Origin of the sequence: Hymenobacter norwichensis DSM 15439 (assembly GCF_000420705.1) — a bacterium.
Taxonomy (GTDB): Bacteria; Bacteroidota; Bacteroidia; order Cytophagales; family Hymenobacteraceae; genus Hymenobacter; species Hymenobacter norwichensis.
This window is the reverse complement of the sequence record NZ_ATVL01000006.1, coordinates 1131117-1153832: the sequence shown is the minus strand read 5'-3', so window position 1 is coordinate 1153832 and position 22716 is coordinate 1131117. Positions and strand designations below refer to the sequence as shown.

Genomic DNA, 22716 nt, shown 5'->3' with positions numbered 1-22716 from the left:
CGTTCAACAGTTCCTTTCCTTTCTCATATTACTTTCCACATCATGCTGAAGCGAGATTTCCTGAAAAATGGCGTTCTGACTATGGTAGGAGCCTTGGTGAGCCCCGCTTTGTTGGCGCGCGCCCACGACGAAAAGCTGCTCCGCGAAGCCCGGGCCACCCCCATTGCCGACGGCCCTTTCACGCTGCCGGCTCTGCCCTATGCCTTCAATGCCCTGGAGCCGCACATCGACGCCCGCACCATGGAAGTGCACCACGATGCCCACCACAAAACCTACGTTTCCAAGCTGAACGAAGCCGTTGCGGGCAAGCCGCAGGAGAAAATGAGCTTGGCCGATTTGCTGGCCTCGGCTAGCAAGCAGTCTGATGCCGTGCGCAACAATGCCGGTGGCCACTTCAACCATTCCATGTTCTGGCAGTTACTGTCGGCTAAGGGTGGTGGGCAGCCTACCGGTACGCTGGCCACGGCCATCAACAGCTCGTTCGGCTCGTTCGATAAGTTCAAGGAGCAGTTTGCTGCGGCAGCCACTAGCCGCTTCGGTTCGGGCTGGGCCTGGCTGAGCGCCGACAAAGCCGGCAAGCTGTTCATTTCCTCTACTCCCAACCAAGATAACCCGCTCATGGACCTGCCCGGCATTCAACACGGCACCCCTGTATTGGGTCTCGATGTGTGGGAACACGCTTATTACCTGAAGTACCAGAACAAGCGCCCCGACTACGTGGCCGCCTTCTGGAACGTGGTGAACTGGCCCGAGGTGAACCGCCGCTTCGACGCCGTGAAGAAAGGCTAAACGTGCCTTCACCGAATAAAAACCAAAAGGGCGGCCCGTGTGGGCCGCCCTTTTGGTTTTCCGGGCCTTCTAGTTGCTCTTATCTGCCGGCCAGAAAGGCGGTAACCTCTCCCGAGTACGTCAGCGTGAGTTGGTGCATAGCGCGGGTGCAGGCCACGTAGAGCATGCTCTTGTCAACCTCAGTTTTGTAGTTAAGGGCCGAGGCAAAAGGCACCACCACCGCGTCGAATTCCAGGCCTTTTGCCAAATGGGCAGTAGTAAGAATAACGCCTTCTTTGAACGTGGTCGACTCTTCGGTGAGTAGCTGCACTTCAAACTCTTGCAGTGCCTGATGCACCTGCTCGGCTTGGCGCTGGGTTTTGCAGATGATGCCCACCGAGTGGTTGCTCGAACTTTTGAACTCCCTGACCAGCTGCTGAAGAGCTGCCAGCTCCTCTCCCCTGCTGTTGTAGCGCGTTGCGGTGGGCTCCGGGCCGTGGCGCTCGAGCGGTATGATGTGCGGGTTCGGGGTGATGCGCTGCGCGAAGCTGGTAATTTCAACCGTAGAGCGGTAGCTGCGGTACAGTTTCACCACGTCGGCCTGTGGGAAAACCCGCTCGATGGTTTCAGCCGAGGAGGCACTGTACGGATTTACCGTTTGGCTGACATCACCCAGAATGGTTTTGCGGCACAAAAACAGGCGCGACAGCACGGCGTACTGCACCGGGGTGTAGTCCTGCATTTCATCTATTAGTAAGTGCTTGACCTGCTCATAGGCGCTAATGCCTTCCAGCCGCACCCGCAGGTAAATCAAGGCAAAAACATCGGCGTATTCCAGCTTCATCTGGTGGTCGAGTTTAAGCAGCTCGGGCCGGCCCACCCAACGGTAAAAGTCCCGGTAGAAGTCCAGCACCTGATGAAACCGGAACATGCGCGGTACCCCCTCCCCAATGATGGATTTTTCTTGCCCGGTCAGCTTGCGGTCCACGGCGGTGCGCACGTACGCCCGCACGTCGTTGGAAACCTGCGCGAATCGTTTCAGGAGCGGCACTCGGTGGTAGGCCTTGAACTTCTCCTGAATGAAGCGCCCCGGCACCACCGTTCGGCCTACCCGCAGGTCACTGACGCTGAAATAGTTGTTTTCTACGTGCAGAAGGTATTGGTTGAGCTGACTAAGGAATTCAAACGAGGACTTGAACTGAATCCGCTCGATAAAGGCCGGGTCGTGGCGCTCCAGCAGCGCCGATACCTGCTCGAAAAAGGTTTGGAACTGATACCGGTTTTCCAGCAAATCGGCGGCCAGCTCTTCCATACCCATTTCCGGAATGTGCTCTTCCCCCAGTTCGGGCAGCACGTTGGAGATATAGTCGGCAAACACCTTGTTGGGCGAGATGATAAGCACGTCCTGCGCCCGGATTGTTTCGCGGTAACGGTACAACAGAAACGCAATCCGGTGCAGGGCAATGGACGTTTTGCCCGAGCCCGCCACGCCCTGAATCACCATCACCGACGCGTCCTCGTTGCGAATCACCGCGTTTTGGTCGCGCTGAATGGTGGCAACGATGTTCTTCATCTTGTCGTCCGACGACTTGGCTAACTCACGCTGGAGCACGTCATCGTGGATGTTCACGCCGCTGTCGAGCAGGAACTCCATACGGCCGTCCCGGATTTTGTACTGCCGTTTCAGCTCAATGGTACCGCGCACCGTGCCCGATGGGGTAACGTAGGAGGCCGCGCCCAGCTCGAAATCATAGAACATCGACGAAATAGGCGCCCGCCAGTCGTAAATCAGGTTCTGGCGGTGGTGCTCATCGAAAAAGGAATGCACCCCTATGTACAGCGGCGCCGTGCCCTGGGGCGTGGCAAAATCGATGCGGCCGAAATACGGAGACTGCACCAGCTTGAGCAGCTTGCGCTTCCTGGACACGGCCGCTTCGCCGGTAAAAGCCATGCGGTTGATGGACTGCCCCGCGGCCACCATGTCGGCGTCGTCCATGCCCGACTGGTGCTCGTGGATGTACTGCTTTTTCTCCCGCAGTTCATCGGAAAACTGCCGCACAGCGTCATCTACCCGCCGGACGGCCAGCACCAGCTTTTCCTTGATTTCTTCCAGATATTCTCGTTCTTCTAGTTCGGTTTCGTTCATCACTTACGGCGCTTGTACTAACGAACCCCAAAGGTGCCACCAAAATCCGGTCGGTTGAAGCGTTGACCCAACTATCCGCTCGCGCTGGGCCCGTGCGGCTGGGCTTACGCCATGCTTTGCAACAAATAGTACAGCCAGTCCTGGGCTTCCGCTTTCCAGAAAAACCCAGAACCGTTTCAGCCAAAAAAATTAGCTTTACGAAAAGCTAAAAAAATTAGTAATTAATAAAACTATTGCTGCATATTTACAGTAAGAAAACTTAGTTAAACGGCAGCCAAGCCCCTATTCACTTCTACGCCTATGAACGATTTTGCTTATGCCTACGACCAAGCCTCAACCCTCGTGCGACAAGCAGAGGGAGACACATTACTACTGGCAGCGTATGCCGAAAATGCCCCTGCCACTGGTGCTGCCTGCTTTTTTCGGGGGCAGCTGCGCGACTCTTGGCTAACGGCCCGCGGGCTAACCACGTTAGCCAAAGTAGTGGCCTCGCGCTTCGTGCCGCAGAGTGCTGCCCTGCGTGACCCTATCGTGACGGCGGGGGCGGGGCAGCTGCGGTTCGAAGCGTTTTCGTCGTGCAACGGCGTGTATGCCCGCCTCGACCTAGGGCCGGCCGCGCTTGACGGGGAGTTTGTGCACAGCGGCACCACCAACGTCGATTTCAACGAGCCGATGGTGAATGCCCTAAGCCGCATCAGCCGGACCGAGCCGGTGCGGCTGAGCGTTGGGCAGCAAGAAGTAACGCTGGAGCGCGCAACTGGGCACGTAACCGAGCGGAAAGTAACGCTGCCGGAGCGCTGGCTACGGGGCCTCACTGCCGCCCAAGACTACTTAGCCCGCATGGATGAAAAAATGGCACTCAGCCGCGTGCAGGCGGCCCAGTTGCTGCAAACCCTGCCCGCCGGAACCAGCCGCACCGATACATTTTTGGTGCTGCGCGGGGGTCGGCCGGCCTTTTCGCCGGTGGCTGCACCGGGGGCCGTGCGAGTAGGTGGCGCCCACCGCCTGCGCCTGCTTGATGGCCTGCTGCCCTTGAGCGAAACCGTGCGCGTGTATGGCACCCCCGACGGCCAAGCCAGCGCCGTAGTACTGACACTAGGTGGCGGCCACGAATTTCTGCTGGCGCTGTCGGCGGAGGTGAACCGGGGTTTCTCAGGCGAAGGTACCCAGCTGGAAACACTGGCTGAGGAGTTGCCGGCTGAGTGGCTGACCGGCGCCAACAACCTGTTTCAAAGCAACGAAACTTTCAACCCCACTCTGTTTGGGCTGACGCACGATCTGAGCCCGGCCACCGTCACTCGGCTGTGCGCCCACCTCTCGGCCCTAGGTCTGCTGGGCTTCGACCTGCGCGACAATCAGTACTTCTACCGCCGCCTGCCATTTAAAACGGAGCGTATTCTGAAGCTGAACCCACGGTTGAAAAACGCCCGCACCCTACTCGACAACGCCGACGACGTGCAACTAGTAGGCGTGGGCCCACAGGGTCGCACCGAAGTGCGCGTGCGGGGCACCGGCGTGTGGCACACGGTGGTGCTTGGCAGCGGCGAGCCGGCCCGCTGCACCTGTCCCTGGTTTACCGGCAACCAAGGCCAGCGCGGCCCCTGCAAGCATATTCTAGCGGCTCAGCTGCGGTTTGGGGCGTAGGCGTACGGCTCCTCAAATACCCTTTATCTTATCTGCCTCCCTTACCTGATACAGCTTCGCTTTCCTATGCTTACTGCCGCCGAAAACTTCGAGGACATTATCCTGCATAAAACCGCCCACGAGCTGGTGCCCTTCTTGATGAACCTCGACAAGAAGGAGCTTATGACGCTGCGCCGCCCCACCCAGCAGCTCAAAAAACACTTAGAAGAATACCGCCCGGTGGAAAACAAGAAAGGCCAGAAGGAATACCAGCGCCTGCTCACCGCTGAGCAACAGGCCATGCTGGCTATGGCGGGGCTGGCCACATTTACGCGCAAAGAAGGACTGGCCCGCAGCTTTGAGCTGCCTTGGAGCCTGCGCAACCCCCTCGACAACCGCCACCATTACACATTGCACTGGCAGGTGCTGCGCCACTTTCGGCCCGACTGGCTGGGCGATTTTCTGGCTTCGCTTACCCGCACCAACCAGTGGCAAGCGCCCGACTATACCGAGCTCCGGGCTATGGAGCGTGAAAGTCTCGTGCCATTCGACGCGCCGATGTTCGCCCAGCTGCTTAGCAACCGCCTTTCCCGCTACGCTCGCGAGGCGATGGGCAAGCGCAAACTTACTACGCAACAAGTGGAAGAGCTGGTTTGTGCCGATTTGCGAGCCGACCCGGAACTGCTGGGCCGAGACGTATGGCTGCTGTTCGACTATGCCACCAACGTCAACTACGACAGCACCTACATTGGCCCCTACCCTGATGGCATTTCGATTGGGTGGAAACCTCTGCTCACGAAGCTGGCCAACGCTGGCGCTCTAAACCGCAACGAGCTGCTCACGCGCAGTCTGCTGGCCCTACGCCGTGACTTCAAACGGCCGTTGCTGGGCTGGTTCAAAGATGTATTTCTTGACTTAAAGCCGACGCCCGCTGAGCGACTGGCCCGGCAAGGCGAATTGGTGGAGCTGCTGGCTCATCCGCTGCCGGTGGTGGTGAATTTTGCCATCGAGCAGCTGAAAGACCTCTGGGAAGAACCCGATTTCGAGCTGGGCCCACTGCTGCAATACGCTGATGGCCTTATGACCCGGCAGGACCTGAAAACTGGCCTCAAAAGTTTGCTAGGGTCTTTTGAAAAACTACTAAAACGCCACCCAAGCCAGGCACCCGCTCTAGTTGGATTAGCTACTGCCGCCTTGCCCCACGCCGATGCCGGTGTGCAGGACCGCGCCGCCCGCCTGCTGGCCACCGTGCTAACCACTAAAACGCCCCTGCTCTCAACCGCCGAAGCCGAGGAAACTACCACCAACCTATGCGCCTACGCCGACCTGCTAGCTCCGGCGGCCCGCACCCGCTTGGCACCCTGGCTCGCACAGGCAACTCAACCTGATACCGACGACGCCACCGCAACAGCCCGCTACACGCCGCTTACCCACTTCGCGCCCGAGCTGACGCCCGCCACCGCCCTAGCCCCGGTAGCCGACTGGCACGAGCTGCTATTTCTGACCGGCCCGGTACTAGCCGCCGACGCCCCCGCCGCCGTGGACCGCTGGGTGGACGGCTTGCTCCGCCTCCGCGCTCAGCTGCCTCCCGACCATGCCCTCCAGCTGCGCCCCTACCTCAAGCAAATAATGAGTTGGTATGGGCAGGTTCAAAACTTCGACGATCAGGCTTCCTGGTTGCCGCACTTCCAAAGCACCGGCCGGCCGGGCCCAAACGATTTGCTGGCCGCGCTGGTCGTGGGGCTGGCTACCGGCTTCGAGCACCCGCAAGTGTCGCGCATCAACTTGAGCCCCAACGAGTACCACGATGCCGACCCGCTGCTGTATCTGGAGCAGCACCGTCTGGCCGCCGCCGAAGCCCGCTTGTGCCTCGGCGCTACGCCGTTGCCTTTGCTGAGCACCATCACCCATGCTCCACACTGGGTAGCTCCCACGACTTTGGTGGAAAAACTACTCGCCTACCAGGCCGCCAACGAAACGCCCAATGCCGCCGATATGACTGTAGCGCTGACCCGGTGTGCGTGGTCGAATGAGGAGGATGCCACCCAGGCCCGCACCCGCCTGCCGGAGCTGCGCGCTACCGACTTGCGCGAGTTGCTTACCTGGCTACTGGCCCCAGCGGAGGCCGACACCCCGGTTTCCACTACCACTCCCGAAACCTACGCCGCTGCGTTGCCGGCACCCACTACCGAGAAGCTGAAATACTACGGCGACAGCTCCACCCAAATCACTACCCCCCTAGAGCCGGTGCCCGTGCCGGTACCGGCCCCGTCGCCACCTCATGCCGCCGGGCTGCCGGTGTTGTCGGGTGCCGGCAGCGAGGCGGCGGCTCCTAGCCTGCTACAGCGCGCCAGGGAAAAGCTAAGCAAGCTTATCCCAATAAGCACCGAATCAGAGCTAGTACCCATTAGTCTGCCTGATGCGCTGCCCTGGCTATGGGCCGTGGCAGCCCGCACCCGCTACCCCACCGCCGAGCTACCCTGCTTGGCGGCGCTAGGTAAAGCGCCCGGCCTGGCCCGCCCCTGGCAGCCCGGCTGGACCCTGGCTGAAGTGGCGCATACCTACGTGCGGAAGTGGGAGAAAGGCCAGCCAACCATCACCGACAAGCACGTGGAGCTACTGGTGCCCGATGCGCCGGCCGCCAGTCGCGCGCCCCTTCTGCTGCCCTACGCTGCTTATGCCGGCCTGCCCAAGCGGCCTGAGCAGTATAGTTATGTGTTGCGCTTCAGCGTAGCCAACGCGGTGGCAATGCTCCCCAACAACCCCGAGCCCTTGCATTGGCACACGCTGCGCACGTGTTGCCGTACCGATGAGGCTGGGTCCGAAGCCCGCGACGCCGTACAATTTGCCTTAGCCGGCCTGTTGAGCCTGGGGCCACGCCACGCCGCTGGTACCTCGGCCCTGCTGGCCGCTGGGCTGCTGCACCAAGCATCCATTGTGCGAGCTATGGCGTTGGAAGTACTGCTTAGTGCCACCGACAACGGCCGCCTGTTGCCCGCCGACCTCGGCCGTGCTCTAGGGCGCCTACTGGCTACTGGTCGCGCCCCGCTGGCTCGCCTCACCGATACCTTGGCCCAGGCCCGCGCCATCAACTTCCGCACCGATGATGCTCTGCGCCAAACCCTAGATGCCCTGCTGCCGCTGCTCCCGGTGGTTCCTTTACGCAACACCGCCAAGCTGCTCGATGCCTACGCTGACACCTTAAGCCGGGTGCGCCATTCGGTACCTAACGTTGTGCAAGACCGTCTGCGGGAGTGGCAGCGCGTCACTAGCTTAAAGAAAACCGCCGGGGCGTTGCTGAAATAGCAGAACATTTTATTGAACCGTTGAACATGACCGACCAATTTCCGACCTCCGACCCCTCGCCTGTACTACCCTTCGACCGGGCCTATTGGGTGCTACCCGGCCGCCTGCTGGCTGGCTACGTGCCCGTTAAGCCCAACCGGGCCGATACCCGCCGGCAGCTACGTGCCTTACTAAACCAAGGTATCCGCACATTCGTGAACCTGATGCACGACAACGAGTACAATTATGCCGGTCAGATTATACCAGGCTACGAGCAGGAATTGGCCGAAGAAGCTGCCGCATTAGGTGTAAGTGCTACTGCGCACCGCCTCCCCATCACCGACCTAGACGTGCCCACTGCAACGCATATGCGCCAGGTGCTGGATATGCTGGATGCTGCGCTAGCGGCTGGCCAGCCTGCTTACGTGCACTGCTGGGGTGGGCGTGGGCGCACGGGCACGGTAGTGGGTTGCTTTTTGGCCCGCCACGGCTACGCCACTGGGCAGCGGGCGCTGGATTTTGTGCAGCACCTGCGCCGTACTGATGCCAAAAGTGACACCCTCTCACCCGAAACGCCAGCGCAATGCCAATTTGTACGCCAGTGGCCGCTGGGTCAGTAGCTACAGGTACGATTACTAATTCCGCACGAGCTCTTCAATCTATATCAAATCAGTGTGATTTTGAGAGCAAGCAACACAGCATTATAAGTAAAAACAATAGGATATTTTAAATTATAATCGTTCTTCAAAGCCCTTTAATGTCTGTATTTGAAATCATTAATTGTGTTTATACAGGACAACGCTTTATATTTACTGATATGAGAGCTATTACTATCTATAAGACATATTATGAAAATAGCGTGGGACGCATTTTGGATGACCCTATGGGTTTCGCTCGACTTACGTATCAGCCTGGTCTTCGTCAGAAGGAAGCATTGCAAACCCTACTTGGCCATGTTACCCGCCTGCTGACTCAGTACTCCGATGGTTGCCTGCTGGTAGATCAACGGCTGATGGACCCTTTCACACCCGAAGAACAAGTCTACGTACTGGAGCAATGGTTGCCGCAAGCGGCGCAGGACGGCGGCTACCGTTATGGGGCCGTAATAGTGGCGCACAACGTGTTTGCCCGCTTGGCTACTGCCATGGTGGTAACCGCCGCGCGCGACTTGCCTATGACCTATTGCTACTTCGATGATGAGGCAGAAGCCGTAAAGTGGCTGCTGCAACAGCAACGCATGTTGCAATAGCAGTTCGTTAGTAGCAGAACATATTTCAATACGTTAAGCAGAGCGGCCAAGGGCCGCTCTGCTTTTTTGTTTTTCGCCTGCTGGGCACTTACGAAATCGGAACGCACGCCACGCCTCATATTTCTTGTAAATTCGTTTTCTAACCCATCCTCGTTTCGTCTTGTTGTTTCCCCGTTTCCTCCCGTTTTTATCATTGCTGCTGGGCCTGCTGAGCGCCACCGATGCTTCAGCTCAGCGCCGTACGCCAGCTTCCGCATCACCAAAAAACAGTCGTTCCGCTAGCAAAACCATCGTTGCCAAACCGCGCAACCAGCCGGTGCCGTTTGCGCGGCAATTAAGCAGTTCGCGCTGGGTTGACTCGGTGATGAAGACGCTCACCCCCGACCAGCGGGTGGCGCAGCTGTTTATGGTGGCAGCCTATTCCAACCGCAAACGCATCGACGAGGACTCCATTTCGACGCTTATCAAGCAGTATGGCATTGGGGGCATGGTGTTCTTTCAGGGCGGACCCATGCGCCAAAGCCGGCTCCTGAACCGCTACCAGAGCGAAAGCCGGGTGCCGCTATTAGTGGCCATGGACGCCGAATGGGGCGTGGGCATGCGCCTGGACAGCGTGCAGCGCTTCCCTTACCAGATGAGCATGGGCGGCATCCGCGACAATCAGCTGTTCTACGACATGGGCACTGAGGTGGCAGCACAGTTTCGGCGGCTGGGCATGCACGTCAATTTTGCGCCGGTGGTGGATGTGAATAACAATGCCGCCAACCCCGTCATCGGCTACCGCAGCTGGGGCGAAAACCGCCAGAGCGTAACCGAGAAGAGCTACCTCTACATGAAGGGCATGCAGGACGCGGGCATATTGGCGGTAGCCAAGCACTTCCCCGGCCACGGCGACACCGACACCGACTCGCACCTGGCCTTGCCGCTCCTGCGCATCGACCGGAAGCGCATTGACACCCTGGAGCTATTTCCGTTTAAGAGCCTGATGCAGCGCGGCTTGGGCGGCATGATGGTGGCCCATCTCAACATTCCGGCGCTGGATACAACCGGCATGCCCTCCACCCTCTCCAAGCCCATTACCACCGGTTTGCTGAAGGAAAAGCTGGGGTTTGAAGGCGTAATTTTCACCGATGCCATGAACATGAAGGGCGTCATCAGCAAGTACCCACCCGGTGACGCCGATGTGCGCGCCCTGATTGCCGGCAACGACATTCTAGAGTTCAGCAAGAACATTCCGCTGGCCATTCGGATGGTGCGCGACGCCATCAACGCGGGCCAGCTTACGCAGGCGTCTATTGATGCGCGCTGCCGCAAGATGCTGGCCCTCAAAGAGTGGGCGGGCCTGAACCACTACCGCCCCATCGACCTGCGCAACATCACCCAGGACCTCAACACGCCGCACGCCCAATACCTGAGCCAGCACCTCACCGAATTGAGCGTGACGGTGTTGCGTAACCAGAAAAACCTGCTGCCGCTTCAGCGCCTCGATACGCTCCGCCTGGCCACGCTCACCATCGGCACCAAGGACACCACCGACTTCCAGCGCATGGTAACGGATTATGCGCCGGCGCGCCACTTCTGGATGTCGGCTTCGCCTACTATAGACGAGCTGACGCAGATGCGCGAAACACTGAAAGCCTACAACGTGGTGCTGGTGGGGTTCAACAACTTGGGCCGCCTGCCGGCTACAAACTTTGGCGTGACGCCTGAGGCCAACGTGTTGCTGCGCGAGTTGGGCAGCAAAAACCAAAAGGTGGTAGTGGCCGTGTTCGGCTCGGCCTACGCGGTGGCCAAAATCCGGGACCTAGACCGGGCGGATGCGGTAGTGTTGGCTTATCAGGAAAGTAAAAATGCCCAAGACGTAACCGCCGAGGTGATTTTCGGGGGCATTTCAGCTACTGGCAAGCTGCCCGTTACGGTAACGGATAAGTACGGCTACGGCGCCGGGCTGGCGACGAAAGGCGGAATCCGGCTGCGCTATAGCTTCCCCGAGGCCGTGGGCATGAACAACAACCTGGAGGCCCGCGTCGATTCGATACTGAACGGGGCGGTGGCGGCCCGCGCCTTCCCCGGCGCCGAGGTTGTTGTTGCGCGGCGCGGTACGGTGGTGCTGCGCAAAAGCTACGGCACGCATTCCTTTGCCGATGCTCCCGCGCAGGCCGGCCGCCCCAGCCGCCCGGTCCGCAACACCGACCTCTACGATTTGGCGTCCCTAACCAAAGTATCGGCCACGCTGCCGGCTTTGATGAAGCTACAAGACGAAGGCAAGTTCAACCCCGACATGACGATGGGGCAGCTGTTTCCGGAGTTCAAGGGCACCAACAAGCAGGACTTAAAGCTGCGCGACGTGCTTACCCACCAAGCCCGCCTGCAATCCTGGATTCCGTTCTGGAAAGATTACACCAAGCCCCGCGGCCTATTCAACTCGATTTTCGGTAAGAGTCCGGCGGCCAAGGATGTGTCCTCCACCAAACCCGCCGAGCTGAATCGCCGCTACTTCCGGCCCGATTCGTCGGCGCGGTTTCCGCTGCCGGCCGGCCCCAACTTATGGGCTCGCCAGGACTTTCCGGAGCGGATTACCAAGGCAATTGGTGAGTCGCCGCTGAACGAGAAGCCGGGCTACGTGTACTCGGATTTGTCGTTTATCATGTACCCGCAGTTCATAAAATCAGTTAGCGGCAAGCCCATCAACCAGTTCATCACCGACGAAATCTACCGGCCACTGGGCGCTACTACGCTGGGCTTCAACCCCACGCGCCGCTTCCCGCTGGCCCGCATCACGCCCACCGAGTACGACTCGCTGTTTCGCCACGGCCAGCTGCACGGCACGGTGCACGACGAAGGCGCGGCGCTGCTCGGCGGCCTTTCGGGACACGCGGGCCTGTTCGGCAACGCCAACGACCTGGCCAAGCTGGTACAACTGTACGCCTGGAATGGCAAGTACGGCGGGCAGCAGCTCATCAAACCCGAAACCATGGCCGAGTACACCCGCTGCCAGTTCTGCCCCGACAACCGCCGCGCCCTCGGCTTCGATAGGCCCGCCGCCAACCCTACCGTAAATTCGGCCAAGAGTGTGTCGCAGCAGAGCTACGGCCACACGGGCTTCACGGGCACGTATTTCTGGGTTGACCCCAAGGAAGAATTGACCTGCATCGTGCTAACCAACCGGGTGAATCCTACGCGCCGCAACAACAAAATCTCGGAGCGCAGCGTGCGGTCTGGCGTGTTGCAAGTTGCCCTGGAAAGCGTGCGACCCACCCAGCGCCAAGCCGTGGAAACAACGGTGGAGCAATAGGTTTTCAAGCAAAATCGTACGGGGCTCTTTCTTTTTAAAGCAGAGCACCAACACCAAAAAACCCCATTCACGGCCGTGAACGGGGTTTTTTTCATATACCGCATACTGGTGATACGCTGCTGAAACTATTAACTAGCTTTCATCGGCTGCTTTTCTTTCTGCTGCTCCTGTAGCAGCCAATCCATAGCTTCCGATTCCGTGGTACACTGGTTCATGCGGAAGGCTTTACCGGCGTAAGTGGCCGGTTCGGGCACGGTGCCGTCCACCTCAAAATCCTTGCGCAAATCCGGCGACATGAAGTAAGCCATGCACACCGGCGGCCCCAGTTCGGCCACCAAAACGGAGTAGTACGTGTTCAGGAGCCAAGACAGGGTTTCGGGAGAGCTGCGGCTGCGGCGCCGGATATCGAGCAGCCAGTAGCGCGCTTGCTGCCGCTTCGCTACAGCCAGCAGATCATTATATCCCTGGCGAGCTTCGGCGGTAGTTACCTGCCGCAGCCAACGGCCCACCAAAATGTGCGTCTCGGAATTATAGCTGATGCTTAGAAAGTCGGACGAGGTAAAATCAAGATACATGGGACAAAGCACTAGGCATAGAGGGTACTTTCCAGTTATTACGCAACAAGCTGCGCAGTAGCCAATCTTCAGCCCGAATTTTATTCCTCTTTCCGTAGATAGTTCGCTTAATTTCTTGGGTATACATCTTCTACTCTACACCAGGGCAGTATGACTGCCAAACATAACCTTCTTTGACCATCCGATACGCAACCTTAACAGGGACGATAACAGGCCTTCCCAATTACTCAAATTCGCTATGCTGGCATTCAGCCTAACGGATGTTTTGGTTGCTTTCCACCACTATAGAGTGGCCTGGGCACTACGGCAAACCGGCTTATCCGCGTCACACAGCTCAACTATGCTGCCCATTGTTCGGGCAGCCGGAGTATGATAACTTGGCAGTACGCGTTAAGCGGTTTACTGCTTCACCCGTTCGTTCAGAATCTGCTGCTTCCCCAACCCCCACCACTTCACTCATGTTAGGATTGATGATGAACGAGCCGCTGCGCATTGCGGGGCTCCTGGAATATGCCGCCAAATGGCACGCCGATACTGAAATCGTGTCGCGGATGCCGGAGGGCCGGCTGCACCGCTACACCTACGCCGACCTGGGCCAGCGCAGCCGGCAATTCGCCAACGCGTTAACTGAGCTAGGCATCCACCGGGGCGACCGGGTGGCGACGCTGGCCTGGAACACGCACCGCCATTTGGAGCTGTACTACGGCATTTCGGGCATGGGTGCGGTGTGCCATACCATCAATCCGCGGCTGTTTTTCGAGCAACTGGTCTACATCATCAATCACGCCGAAGACCGGCTGCTATTCTTCGACCTCACGTTTCTGCCGCTGGTGGAGAAGCTGGTGCCCCTCTGCCCCACCGTGGAAAGCTGGGTGCTGCTCACCGACCGCGCCCACATGCCCGACAGCAGCTTTCCGGTGGCATTGCTTTGCTACGAAGACCTGGTAGCTGCCCAACCCGCCGACTACCAATGGCCGGTATTCGACGAAAATACAGCGTCTTCACTCTGCTATACCTCTGGCACCACCGACCAGCCCAAGGGCGTGCTCTACTCCCACCGCTCCACCTTGCTGCACTCCTACGCCGCCTCCCTGCCCGACTGCTTCAACTGCTCGGCCCGCGACGTAGTATTGCCCGTCGTGCCCATGTTCCACGTCAATGCCTGGGGTATTCCGTACATGGCGCCACTCAACGGCTGCAAGCTGGTAATGCCTGGCCCTGGCCTGGATGCGGCGAGTTTGTACGAACTGTATGAGACGGAGGGCGTCACGTTTACGGCCGGCGTGCCCACCATTTGGTTCGGGTTGCTGACGTTTATGCGCGAGAAAAAGCTGCAATTCACTACGCTCCGGCGCATGATTGTGGGCGGGGCGTCTTGCCCGCCGGCCTTGCTTAAGGCGTTTGACGAAGAACTAGGCGTGGAAATTCGGCACGCCTGGGGCATGTCGGAAACTTCGCCGCTGGGCACGGTGTGCACCCTCAAAACCAAGCACCTGCAACTCAGCGAAGATGAGCAATTCGCCGTGCAGACCAAGCAAGGCCGCGCCATCTTCGGCATCGACATGAAAATAGTGGACGACGAAGACAAGGAACTGCCCCACGACGGCGTGGCCTTTGGGGATTTGCTGGTCCGCGGGCCGTTCGTGGTGGCCGAGTACTTCCGCGCCAACCACCCTGGCGAGCTAACCCGCTCCGGCTGGTTCCGCACCGGCGACGTAGCCACCATCGACCCCGACGGCTTCATGCAAATCACCGACCGGAGCAAGGACGTTATCAAGTCGGGCGGCGAGTGGATTTCCAGCATCGAGCTAGAGAACCTGGCCATTGCGCACCCGCAGGTAGCCGAAGCCGCCGTCATTGGCATGCCCCACCCCAAATGGAGCGAAAGGCCGCTGCTGGTGGTCGTCCGAAAGCCCGACGCTACCGTGAGCAAAGAGGAACTACTCGCTTTCTACGACGGCAAAATAGCTACCTGGTGGAAGCCCGACGCTGTGGAATTTGTAAACCAATTGCCACATACCGCCACCGGCAAGCTACTGAAAACCCAGCTCCGCAAAGATTTTGCAGGGTACAGCTTTCCGGGGTAAAAACCCCTGACAACACGTGGCACCTACACGACAACGGCCCTGCCAGTGGCAGGGCCGTTGTCGTTTCCGGATCGTGCTAGCCTACAGAACTCAGTTCTAGTTGTCGGTGGCGGGCGGCTGAGTCTTTATCTTCTCGCCGATAACTTGTTGCAGCTCCGGCAGGTGCTCCTGCACCCGTTTCTGCCCGATTTCCATGCCGGCTTGCAGGAGCTGGGGCATCTTCTGGATGGTTTTGCGGCCAGTGGGCGTCTGGTAGAATTTGGACAGCTCTTGCAGTTCTTTTTCCGAAAATTCCTGCGTGTAGAGCGTCAACATATCTCCTTTGATGGACTGCCAGCTCATGTATTTGTTCATAAAACTGCGCATCTCTGTCTCTACGGCTTTCAGCTCGGGATGCTGTTGCATTTGCACGTCCAGCATCCGGCTCATTATGTCGTTCGTGCTCTGTTCACCGCCCGTTACCACCAGCAATTCTTCCGCTGCTTTCCGATGACTGGCTGACACCGGCGCCGCGGCGGTAGTTGTTGCTTTCGAGGATTGGGCACTTGCCATTGGGGCCGCCAGCAAGAGACTGGCCGCCAGTATCCACAGTTTTTTCATCCTGGAAATACGGCAATTTTCCCGTTTCGATAATGCCGTGCCTGGGGCAGCATCATACCTTGATGATAATCTGTTTCTTGTACATCACCCACAAGATACCCAGCCAAATCAGCACGCATACAATGGCGCCAGCCAGGGAGGCATTGATGGGACTGAAGTAGGGGGTGAAAAACGTGTTGTAGAGCCAGGCCCGCAGCGTATCATCACCGACTTTGATGAGGTTGAGGGTTTTGGAAACGATGGCCGACAGAAAGAACACGGTAATGGCATTGACGCCGTAGACCAGCGCGGGCGTGGTGAAACGACGGTAGCTCTGCACGTCGGTCAGCCAGTACAAACCCGCCAGCGCCATCATGGCTAAGCCGCCGGCGTATAGCACGTAAGAACTGGTCCAGAGCGCTTTGTTGATTGGAAACCAGCCATTCCAGATCAGGCCCAGCAGCACGGCCGCGCCACCCGCCACAAACAGCCACGCCACGCGAGTAGCCGGCTCCACGTCCTTGCGGCGCAGCCACTGGCCAGTCAGCATCCCGAGCAGGCCGGTACCCACGGCGGGCAACGTGCCCAGCAACCCTTCGGGGTCCCAGGTTCGGCTTTGGCTCCAAAGATGGTTTTCGGTGAACACCAACCGATCCAGCCACGCCCCGAGGTTGGTGCTAGGCTCCAGGTTGGCCGGACCGAAACCGGGCACCGGCACCACTTGCAGCAGCACGTTATAGAGCACCAACACCGAGGCCAGCAGCCCGATTTGTTGCCGCCGCGTGGTTTTCAGGAACAGTACGCCACACACCAGAAACATCCACGAAATGCGCGCCAGCACCCCCGGAATCCGGAGCGTCTCAAACTCAAACTTCGGATACAGCGCCGACAACAGCCCCAACCCGAACAGAATAGCCGACCGTTTCAGAATGCGGACCATCGTGCGGCCGTGCGCCTCCGGCTGCCGCCGGGCCCCATCCAAAGCGTACACAATGCTCACCCCTACAATGAACAGAAAGAACGGGAATATCAGGTCGGTGGGCGTGCAGCCGTGCCAGGCGGCGTGTTCCAGTGGCGCGTAGATGTGGCCCCAGTCGCCGGGGTTGTTTACCAGGATCATGGCCGCCACCGTCACCCCCCGAAACACATCGAGGCTGATGAGGCGGGCCGGCTGCGAAGCTTCGGCCAACGGCACAGTACCCGTAGTTTCGATGGCGGCTTGGGTGGTGGTTTGCATGGGGCAAGGAGTTGGGAGCTGAGAAGCTAAAACTGAGGAATTAGAAGTCAGGAGTTAGAAGTCAAGAGTTAGAGGAAGCGTGTTTTCCGTCTCCTAACTTCTAACTCTTGACTTCTATCTAAATAGCTGGATCAGTGGGAGTGGCGGTATTATTTTCGCGCTCGGTGCGGGGGTACGGGAAGAAATTACGGTTCCGCTCAGCACCCGCGGCGCCAGGGCCAGGGCGGTTGAAGCGGCGACTATCTTCAAGGCGAAAACCTTGGAAAGCCAGCTCCAATTGACGGTTGCGGTAGATATCGAGCAGCACGGCATCCTGCGTGAGTGCCCCATTGTAGGCCGGCAGCGCCGCACCAGGAGGAGCCGTAGGTAGGTTATTGGCTAGCGTGGCAGTGGCCGCGCTGGTGCGTACCCGGTTCAACTCCGTCACAGCGTTGGTCAGGTCGTTTTTGCGGGCGTAGGCTTCCGCCCGAATCAGCAGCATCTCGCCGGGCACATATACCGGAATAGGCGCGCTATTGGCCGTGTAGAAACCAGTACCCAGGTTCTGAGTTGCGGTTGGATTAGTACGAACCAGGAAGGGCAGGCGCCGGTCGTTGGCCTCGGGTACCAGCGTGCCAGTTAAGCCCAAGGTTGCATTGGTGGGTTCAAACACGTTGCGGTTGCCAAACGAAACTTCAAACACCGGGTTGCGGGTATTTTCGTCGAAATTGAACACTGAGCGTCTCGTTAAGTCCACGCGCCCGGCAGCGGCTATGGCTTTGTCGTAGTCGCCGGCCATCAGGCTGTAGCGTGCAATCAGCGCCTGCACGGTATTCGGGATGTCGATGCCGGGTACAATTTTGGCGTTGAAATCGGCAGAAACAGGAGCAGTTGCCAAGTCGGTAGCCGCTACTTCCAGCTGTGCTACCGCCGACCGGAGCAACTCAATTCGGCTCACAAACGGGGCATTGGCTTGCACTACCAGCGGCGCCTGTTCGAAATACTGAGCTAATGTGCCTAAAGCCAGCGCCCGAAAGATGGAAGCGTATGCTACTACCCCGCTACGAGTACCTGCATCGGTGGCGCTGGCCGTGTTGGCGAGTAGCAGGTCGGCATTGGATTTCACTAGCTGGCATTGGGTCCAGAGGTTGCGCACCACCCCGTTAGCGTTGGTGAGGTTGCCCGCGCCAACACTAACGTTGAACTCCTCGATGTTGCCCACATTTAAAATCCGCAGCTCACCGGTGCTCAGGCCGCCAGCGGCGACGGTGTTGTAGAGCACGCTCACGGCCGCGCCCGTGGTGTAGCGGTATTGCAGCCCATTGCACACCGTAATCAGCCCATCCGACGAGGTAAGCACCTGGTCTTGAGTGGCCGTGCTGGGGTTTCGATATTCTTTTTCGCAGCTGCTCAGCGTTACCAGCAGCATGAGGAAAGAGGAAATATATTTATTCATGGCAGAAGCAAAAGAGAAGATGATGGAAAGCCTACTAAATATTGTGCTGCCCAAAATATCTAGGCGAGCAGTCAACCCAGGCTAGAAAGTGGCCGAAAGCCGCAGCTGATAAGTGCGTGGCACGGGCACGTTGCCGAAGTCGATGGCCCGCAGCAAATCGGAAGAGCCACCCGCGCTGGTTTCTGGGTCGAAGCCGTTGTAGTTGTCCCAGGAATATAGGTTGCGCCCAATCAACGACAAGCTCAGATTGCTGATGTACTTGCTGATGGTTGGCAGCGTGTAGCTTAGCTCAACCTCGCGTAGCTTTACAAACGAGCCGTCGTCAATCCGGAATTCCTGGGTGTTGTACACGGCAAAGATGTAGCCGCGCGGTAGCTCACCCCGCAGTTCCTTTTCGGCCAGGTCGCCCAGACCTACCCCCTGCCGGGTGCGCTTGTCGGCGTTGAACACATCTACGCCTTGCACCACATCCAGCAGTCCGCGCAGGGCGAGTTTCTTGTAGGTGAGGGTTGTGCCAAACGAGCCGGTCCAATCGGGATTGGGGTTGCCAATGAGCACGTTGGCAATGGAAGTACCGGCGCCGTAGCTCGGCTGCCCGTCGGCCCCGCGGGAGGGCACATAGTTAACCGAGCCTACGGCTTGGCCCGTGGTGCGCTCATCCTGCGGAAAGCCCTGCGAGGTGAGCAGCAACGAGCCATCGGGGTTGCGGGCGTAGCCCGATCCGTAGAACACCCCTACTGGCTGACCGTTGAGCAAATAGACTGGTGCCCCCGCCACATTATCAACTGCAATGGCCTGGTTGGCCGCGTCCCCGAGCAGGTTCACTACTTTGTTGCGGTTGCGGTTGAAGAGCAGCAGTACATCCCAGCGGAAATCGGTGGTTTTGAGGGCCGCTGCATTCAGTTGCAACTCTATACCGCGGTTTTGCACCGTGCCCACATTGTTGAGGATGCTAGATCCTCCTACCGAAGAAGCTAAGTTACGCCGCACCAGCAACTCTCTGGTAGTCTGACGGTAGGCGGTGGCCCCCAATGCTATTCGGTCGTTAAAGAAGCCGAGGTCAGCGCCTCCTTCCAGCTCCCGCATACGCTCCGGCCGCACCTGTGGGTTTGCCAACTCCGACCCTGGCAAGTAGGTGTTCTTACCCAAAAATCCGACGGGCTGAAACGGGTAGAAGCGTTGGTAAGGATTGTTGGCAGTTAGGCTGCCAGCGTCGCCGTAGCTGGCCCGTAGTTTCAGAGTAGAAAAGGTTTTTGCAAAGTTTGCATTCTGCCAGAACCCGATATCCGACACTACCAGCGAGCCACTCACCTTGGGGTAGAACTGGTTGGTTTCTGAATCCGAGAAAACCGATGAACGGTCGCGCCGCACGGCACCAGTTAGGAACGCCAGGTTGCGGAACCCCACGGTACCTTGTACATAGGCGCCGCTCAGGTCGTATTGGTTGCGGTCGAAGCTAGATATCACCGTGTTGTTGGCCGCTCCGCTCACGGTCGTTACGAACGGCACTAAGTTTTGCCCCTGCGTGCGGGAAAGCTCTTGGCGGCTGTACTGGTAGCTGTAGCCGGCCAACAACGTTACTTTGAAGTTCTCGGTCAGGGCCCGTTCGTAGCCCAGGTTGATGTCCGAGTTCAGTTGCAGCACGGAATTGTTAGCATCGGCTGCAAATCCGAAGGGGTACCGTGCTAGCGGCAAACCGGCCGTGGCCTGGTACGGGTAAGGCCGAATGTAGTTCTGACCCACTTGCGAGTACGAATCTACCCCCACCACATAGTCGATGGAGAAGCCTTTAAACGGCGTCAGATTCACCTGCAAATCGGAGATGGTCCGGTTCACAGCCTGCGTGAATTTCATGTCCTCGATAGTAGACAGCGGATTTACGCGGGTGGGCTCCACGGCCAGCAAATTGCCATTCACGTCGCGCTGCGTGATGTCGTAGATGTTGTTGGTGATGTTGATGGAGTTGACGGGGCTGTAGAACACGTTGCCGTTGGCTTTCTCGTTCGAGAAGCTGTTGCTGTACGCCAGTCCGCCCGACACCTTTGCCCATTTGGTGAGCCGCTGGTCTACCCGGGCCCGCAAATTGTAGCGCCGGAAGTTGGTGTCCTTGATGATGCCCTGGTTGTTGAGGTAGCCCGCCGACACTAAGTACTGCGTGCCTTCCGAACCGCCCGAAATAGACGCTCCGTTGTCGGTGCCATAGCCGGTCCGGAATATCTCATCGAAGTAGTTATAGCGTGGCACATCTACCAAGTTGGTGGCCAGCTGGGTGGTAGCACCTGCCCGTACAATACCTACCGTGGTAGTGCTAGGATTAGCCGCAATTTGGGCCGGCGTGGGCGCCCCAATAGTATAGAGGCGCAATCCCGCAAACCCAAACTGCTTGCCATAAGTATTCACCGGCACCGATTTGCGTAGCTCATTGATGTTGAAACTACTATACGCTGACACCCGCGCCGCACCGGTCTGGCCCCGCTTAGTAGTGATGAGCACCACGCCATTGGCGGCTCGGGAGCCGTACTGCGCCGCTGCCGCCGCCCCGTTAATGATGTTGATGCTGGCAATATCGTTGGGGTTGAGGTCAGCCAGACGGTTCTGGCCGGCGCTGGCCGAACCAATGCCGTTATCGGCCGCCGCGGCCAGCTGCGACACGTTGGTACTGGCGTTGCTGATAATTACGCCGTCGATAACATAGAGTGGGTCGGAAGTGCCCGCTAGGGAGTGTACCCCCCGCAGCCGCACCGACATGGCCCCCGATGGGTCGCCGGAGTTCTGTGTAATCTGCGCGCCGGGCACTTTACCCTGCAACGAGGTAAGCACCCCACCCGAGCCACTTTGCACCAGGTCCTTGGCCGTTATGGTGTTGATGGCATTACCCAACTCGCGCTTGTTCACGCTAATGGTGGAGCCAATTACCACTACATCATCCAGGTTCTGCCGGGCTTCCGTCAAGGATGCATCGGTGCTGACAGTAGTGCTGCCGCCCAGCGTAATTGGCCGGGACTGGCTTTTGAAGCCGATAGTAGAGAAATTGAGCGTGTAGCTACCCGGCGCTACCTGTACAGGTAGCGTGTAGTTGCCATCAAGGTTGGTGGCGGTGCCGAGCGTAGTACCGCCCAGCAGCACCGTAACGCCAGGCACGCCCTGCCCCCGCTCATCCGTAACCCGGCCCTGGAGCGTGTAGGCCTGCCGGGCGCTATCCTGCGCAACGGCTGGGGCGGCGGGCAGCAGCCCGAGGGGCAGCCCACCCAACAGTAGGGTCAGCCTCGTTGAAAAGTAGGTGTTTCGCATAGTGGGAAGTGGGGAAAGAAAGTGGAAGGAGAGCTATACTATTCGTCAATATATGATATTACCACTCCCCAAAACACAACTAGTGTTTCCAGCAGAAAAGCCCTAGCCTACTCGCTTCAAAGTGGTGCAAAAATTTCCTGTCCAGCCGAGGCTGCTCACCAGTCATTCAGGCTTACGAGCCACTAACCGCACCAGCCGGTGCTGTTCTTTGGAGAAATCAGCCACTCCTACTGGCTCTTCGTAGCGCACAATCTCAAAGGCAGCGGCAGCATACAGCTTCTTCAACTCATCGGTTCCAAACCCGATTTGCTGACCGGAAGCGGCTGGCCGTAGCTGGTTGATATCGGCGTGGAAATTTTCGAACACCAGCAGGCCACCGGGCTTAAGGGCGGCTTGCACCTGCGCCACATGCGTACGTTCATCGGCGTAGCACAGAACAATTAAGTCCCATTCCCCGATGCCCCAATCGTACGTATCAGCATCCTGCTCAATGGTGGTCAGCTGGCATCCTAGCCGTTGGGCTCGTTGTTGGGCGTGCGCCAGCGCTTGGTCGGCAATATCCACGCCCGTCACCTGCCAGCCCTGCTGAGCCAGGTATAAAGCATTGCGTCCCTCTCCATATTCATATCCAGCGCTTTACCGGGTTGGCGGCCCTGCACTGCCTCCACGAGCAATGTGTTTGGCTGCTCGTTGAAGCGTGTACGCCGCCAAGTTGCATCCAGCAGAAAATGATTCCAGCGCCCTCGTTCGTATTCGCGCTGCTGCGCGGGCGTGGCATTGGGAGGCGGGGGCGGATAGGTAGCTAAGGGCGTATCAGATTGGTGCATAACCGAGGAGCTTTGAATTAGAAAACTGATCTATTCACACACTAGGTTGTTATTCGAAACTCTCAGCGCACAAAGGGCTCGATACCCTCGGAGACAATACTCATTAAAGCTGGCCTTCACTATATTCTCAAGTTCAGTTCTTGCTCACGGCACGTGCAGCCGCACCAGTTTCTAGTACAGCCACGTCGGCGACAAGCTGGTGACTAGGTCCAGCACGATAGCACAGACCTCGGCAGCCCCTGGCAAATGAAGGCAGCCAACTCGGAACTGGGGGAAACCCGGATGGGGACGCGGGTAGCAGCAGTGACGTTGAACATGA

The 22716-nt window shown here is 58.5% G+C and carries 13 protein-coding genes and 1 pseudogene; 7 read left to right on the top strand and 7 right to left on the bottom strand.

Annotation, left to right across the window (positions count from 1 at the left end; genetic code table 11):
• Nucleotides 1-42: 42 nt before the first annotated feature.
• Nucleotides 43-789, top strand: a complete 747-nt coding sequence (locus tag G536_RS0106105) for a superoxide dismutase (RefSeq protein WP_022822704.1) — start codon at nt 43-45, stop codon at nt 787-789.
• A 79-nt stretch (nt 790-868) separates the two neighbouring features.
• Here G536_RS0106105 and G536_RS0106100 read toward each other — a convergent pair whose 3' ends face one another.
• Nucleotides 869-2914: a HelD family protein gene (locus G536_RS0106100; protein ID WP_033369513.1), complete on the bottom strand. Its 2046-nt coding sequence runs from the start codon at nt 2912-2914 to the stop codon at nt 869-871.
• Between the two features lie 300 nt (nt 2915-3214).
• Between G536_RS0106100 and G536_RS0106095 the strand changes: the two genes are divergently transcribed.
• The 5 genes from G536_RS0106095 (at nt 3215) to G536_RS0106075 (ending at nt 12366) form a co-directional block, all read left to right on the top strand.
• A complete protein-coding gene (locus tag G536_RS0106095; RefSeq protein ID WP_022822702.1) occupies nt 3215-4558 on the top strand; it encodes an SWIM zinc finger family protein in 1344 nt (447 codons plus the stop codon).
• 66 nt (nt 4559-4624) lie between these two features.
• A complete protein-coding gene (locus tag G536_RS0106090; RefSeq protein ID WP_022822701.1) occupies nt 4625-7843 on the top strand; it encodes a DUF6493 family protein in 3219 nt (1072 codons plus the stop codon).
• 26 nt (nt 7844-7869) lie between these two features.
• On the top strand, nt 7870-8442 hold the full coding sequence (locus G536_RS26515; protein WP_022822700.1) for a protein-tyrosine phosphatase family protein: 573 nt from the start codon (nt 7870-7872) through the stop codon (nt 8440-8442).
• Nucleotides 8443-8681: 239 nt separating this feature from the next.
• Nucleotides 8682-9071, top strand: a complete 390-nt coding sequence (locus tag G536_RS0106080; protein ID WP_169515049.1) for a hypothetical protein — start codon at nt 8682-8684, stop codon at nt 9069-9071.
• A 160-nt stretch (nt 9072-9231) separates the two neighbouring features.
• The gene (locus tag G536_RS0106075; protein WP_245575751.1) at nt 9232-12366 is read left to right on the top strand and encodes a serine hydrolase domain-containing protein; all 3135 of its coding nucleotides are present in this window, start codon (nt 9232-9234) and stop codon (nt 12364-12366) included.
• A 128-nt stretch (nt 12367-12494) separates the two neighbouring features.
• Here G536_RS0106075 and G536_RS0106070 read toward each other — a convergent pair whose 3' ends face one another.
• Nucleotides 12495-12941, bottom strand: a complete 447-nt coding sequence (locus G536_RS0106070; RefSeq protein WP_022822697.1) for a hypothetical protein — start codon at nt 12939-12941, stop codon at nt 12495-12497.
• A 458-nt stretch (nt 12942-13399) separates the two neighbouring features.
• On the opposite strand from G536_RS0106070, the gene G536_RS0106065 reads away from it, so the two are divergent.
• Entirely contained in the window at nt 13400-15028 is a 1629-nt protein-coding gene (locus G536_RS0106065) for a 3-(methylthio)propionyl-CoA ligase (RefSeq protein ID WP_026879887.1), read from the top strand.
• A gap of 96 nt (nt 15029-15124) precedes the next feature.
• Here the strand turns inward: G536_RS0106065 and G536_RS0106060 are convergent, their stop codons facing one another.
• The 5 genes and pseudogenes from G536_RS0106060 to G536_RS0106040 form a co-directional block, all read right to left on the bottom strand.
• Nucleotides 15125-15628 carry a DUF2059 domain-containing protein gene (locus tag G536_RS0106060; RefSeq protein ID WP_022822695.1) on the bottom strand — a complete coding sequence of 168 codons (504 nt, stop codon included), beginning with the start codon at nt 15626-15628 and terminating at the stop codon, nt 15125-15127.
• Nucleotides 15629-15680: 52 nt separating this feature from the next.
• Nucleotides 15681-16844 (bottom strand): acyltransferase family protein, encoded by a 1164-nt coding sequence (locus G536_RS0106055; protein WP_022822694.1) that lies wholly within the window; start codon nt 16842-16844, stop codon nt 15681-15683.
• Between the two features lie 118 nt (nt 16845-16962).
• Nucleotides 16963-18279, bottom strand: coding sequence for a RagB/SusD family nutrient uptake outer membrane protein (locus tag G536_RS0106050; RefSeq protein WP_022822693.1), 1317 nt, complete (start codon nt 18277-18279; stop codon nt 16963-16965).
• 81 nt (nt 18280-18360) lie between these two features.
• Nucleotides 18361-21570: a SusC/RagA family TonB-linked outer membrane protein gene (locus G536_RS0106045; protein ID WP_026879884.1), complete on the bottom strand. Its 3210-nt coding sequence runs from the start codon at nt 21568-21570 to the stop codon at nt 18361-18363.
• 162 nt (nt 21571-21732) lie between these two features.
• Nucleotides 21733-22176, bottom strand: a pseudogene (locus G536_RS0106040) (class I SAM-dependent methyltransferase); the annotation flags it as partial.
• Between the last annotated feature and the right edge of the window lie 540 nt (nt 22177-22716).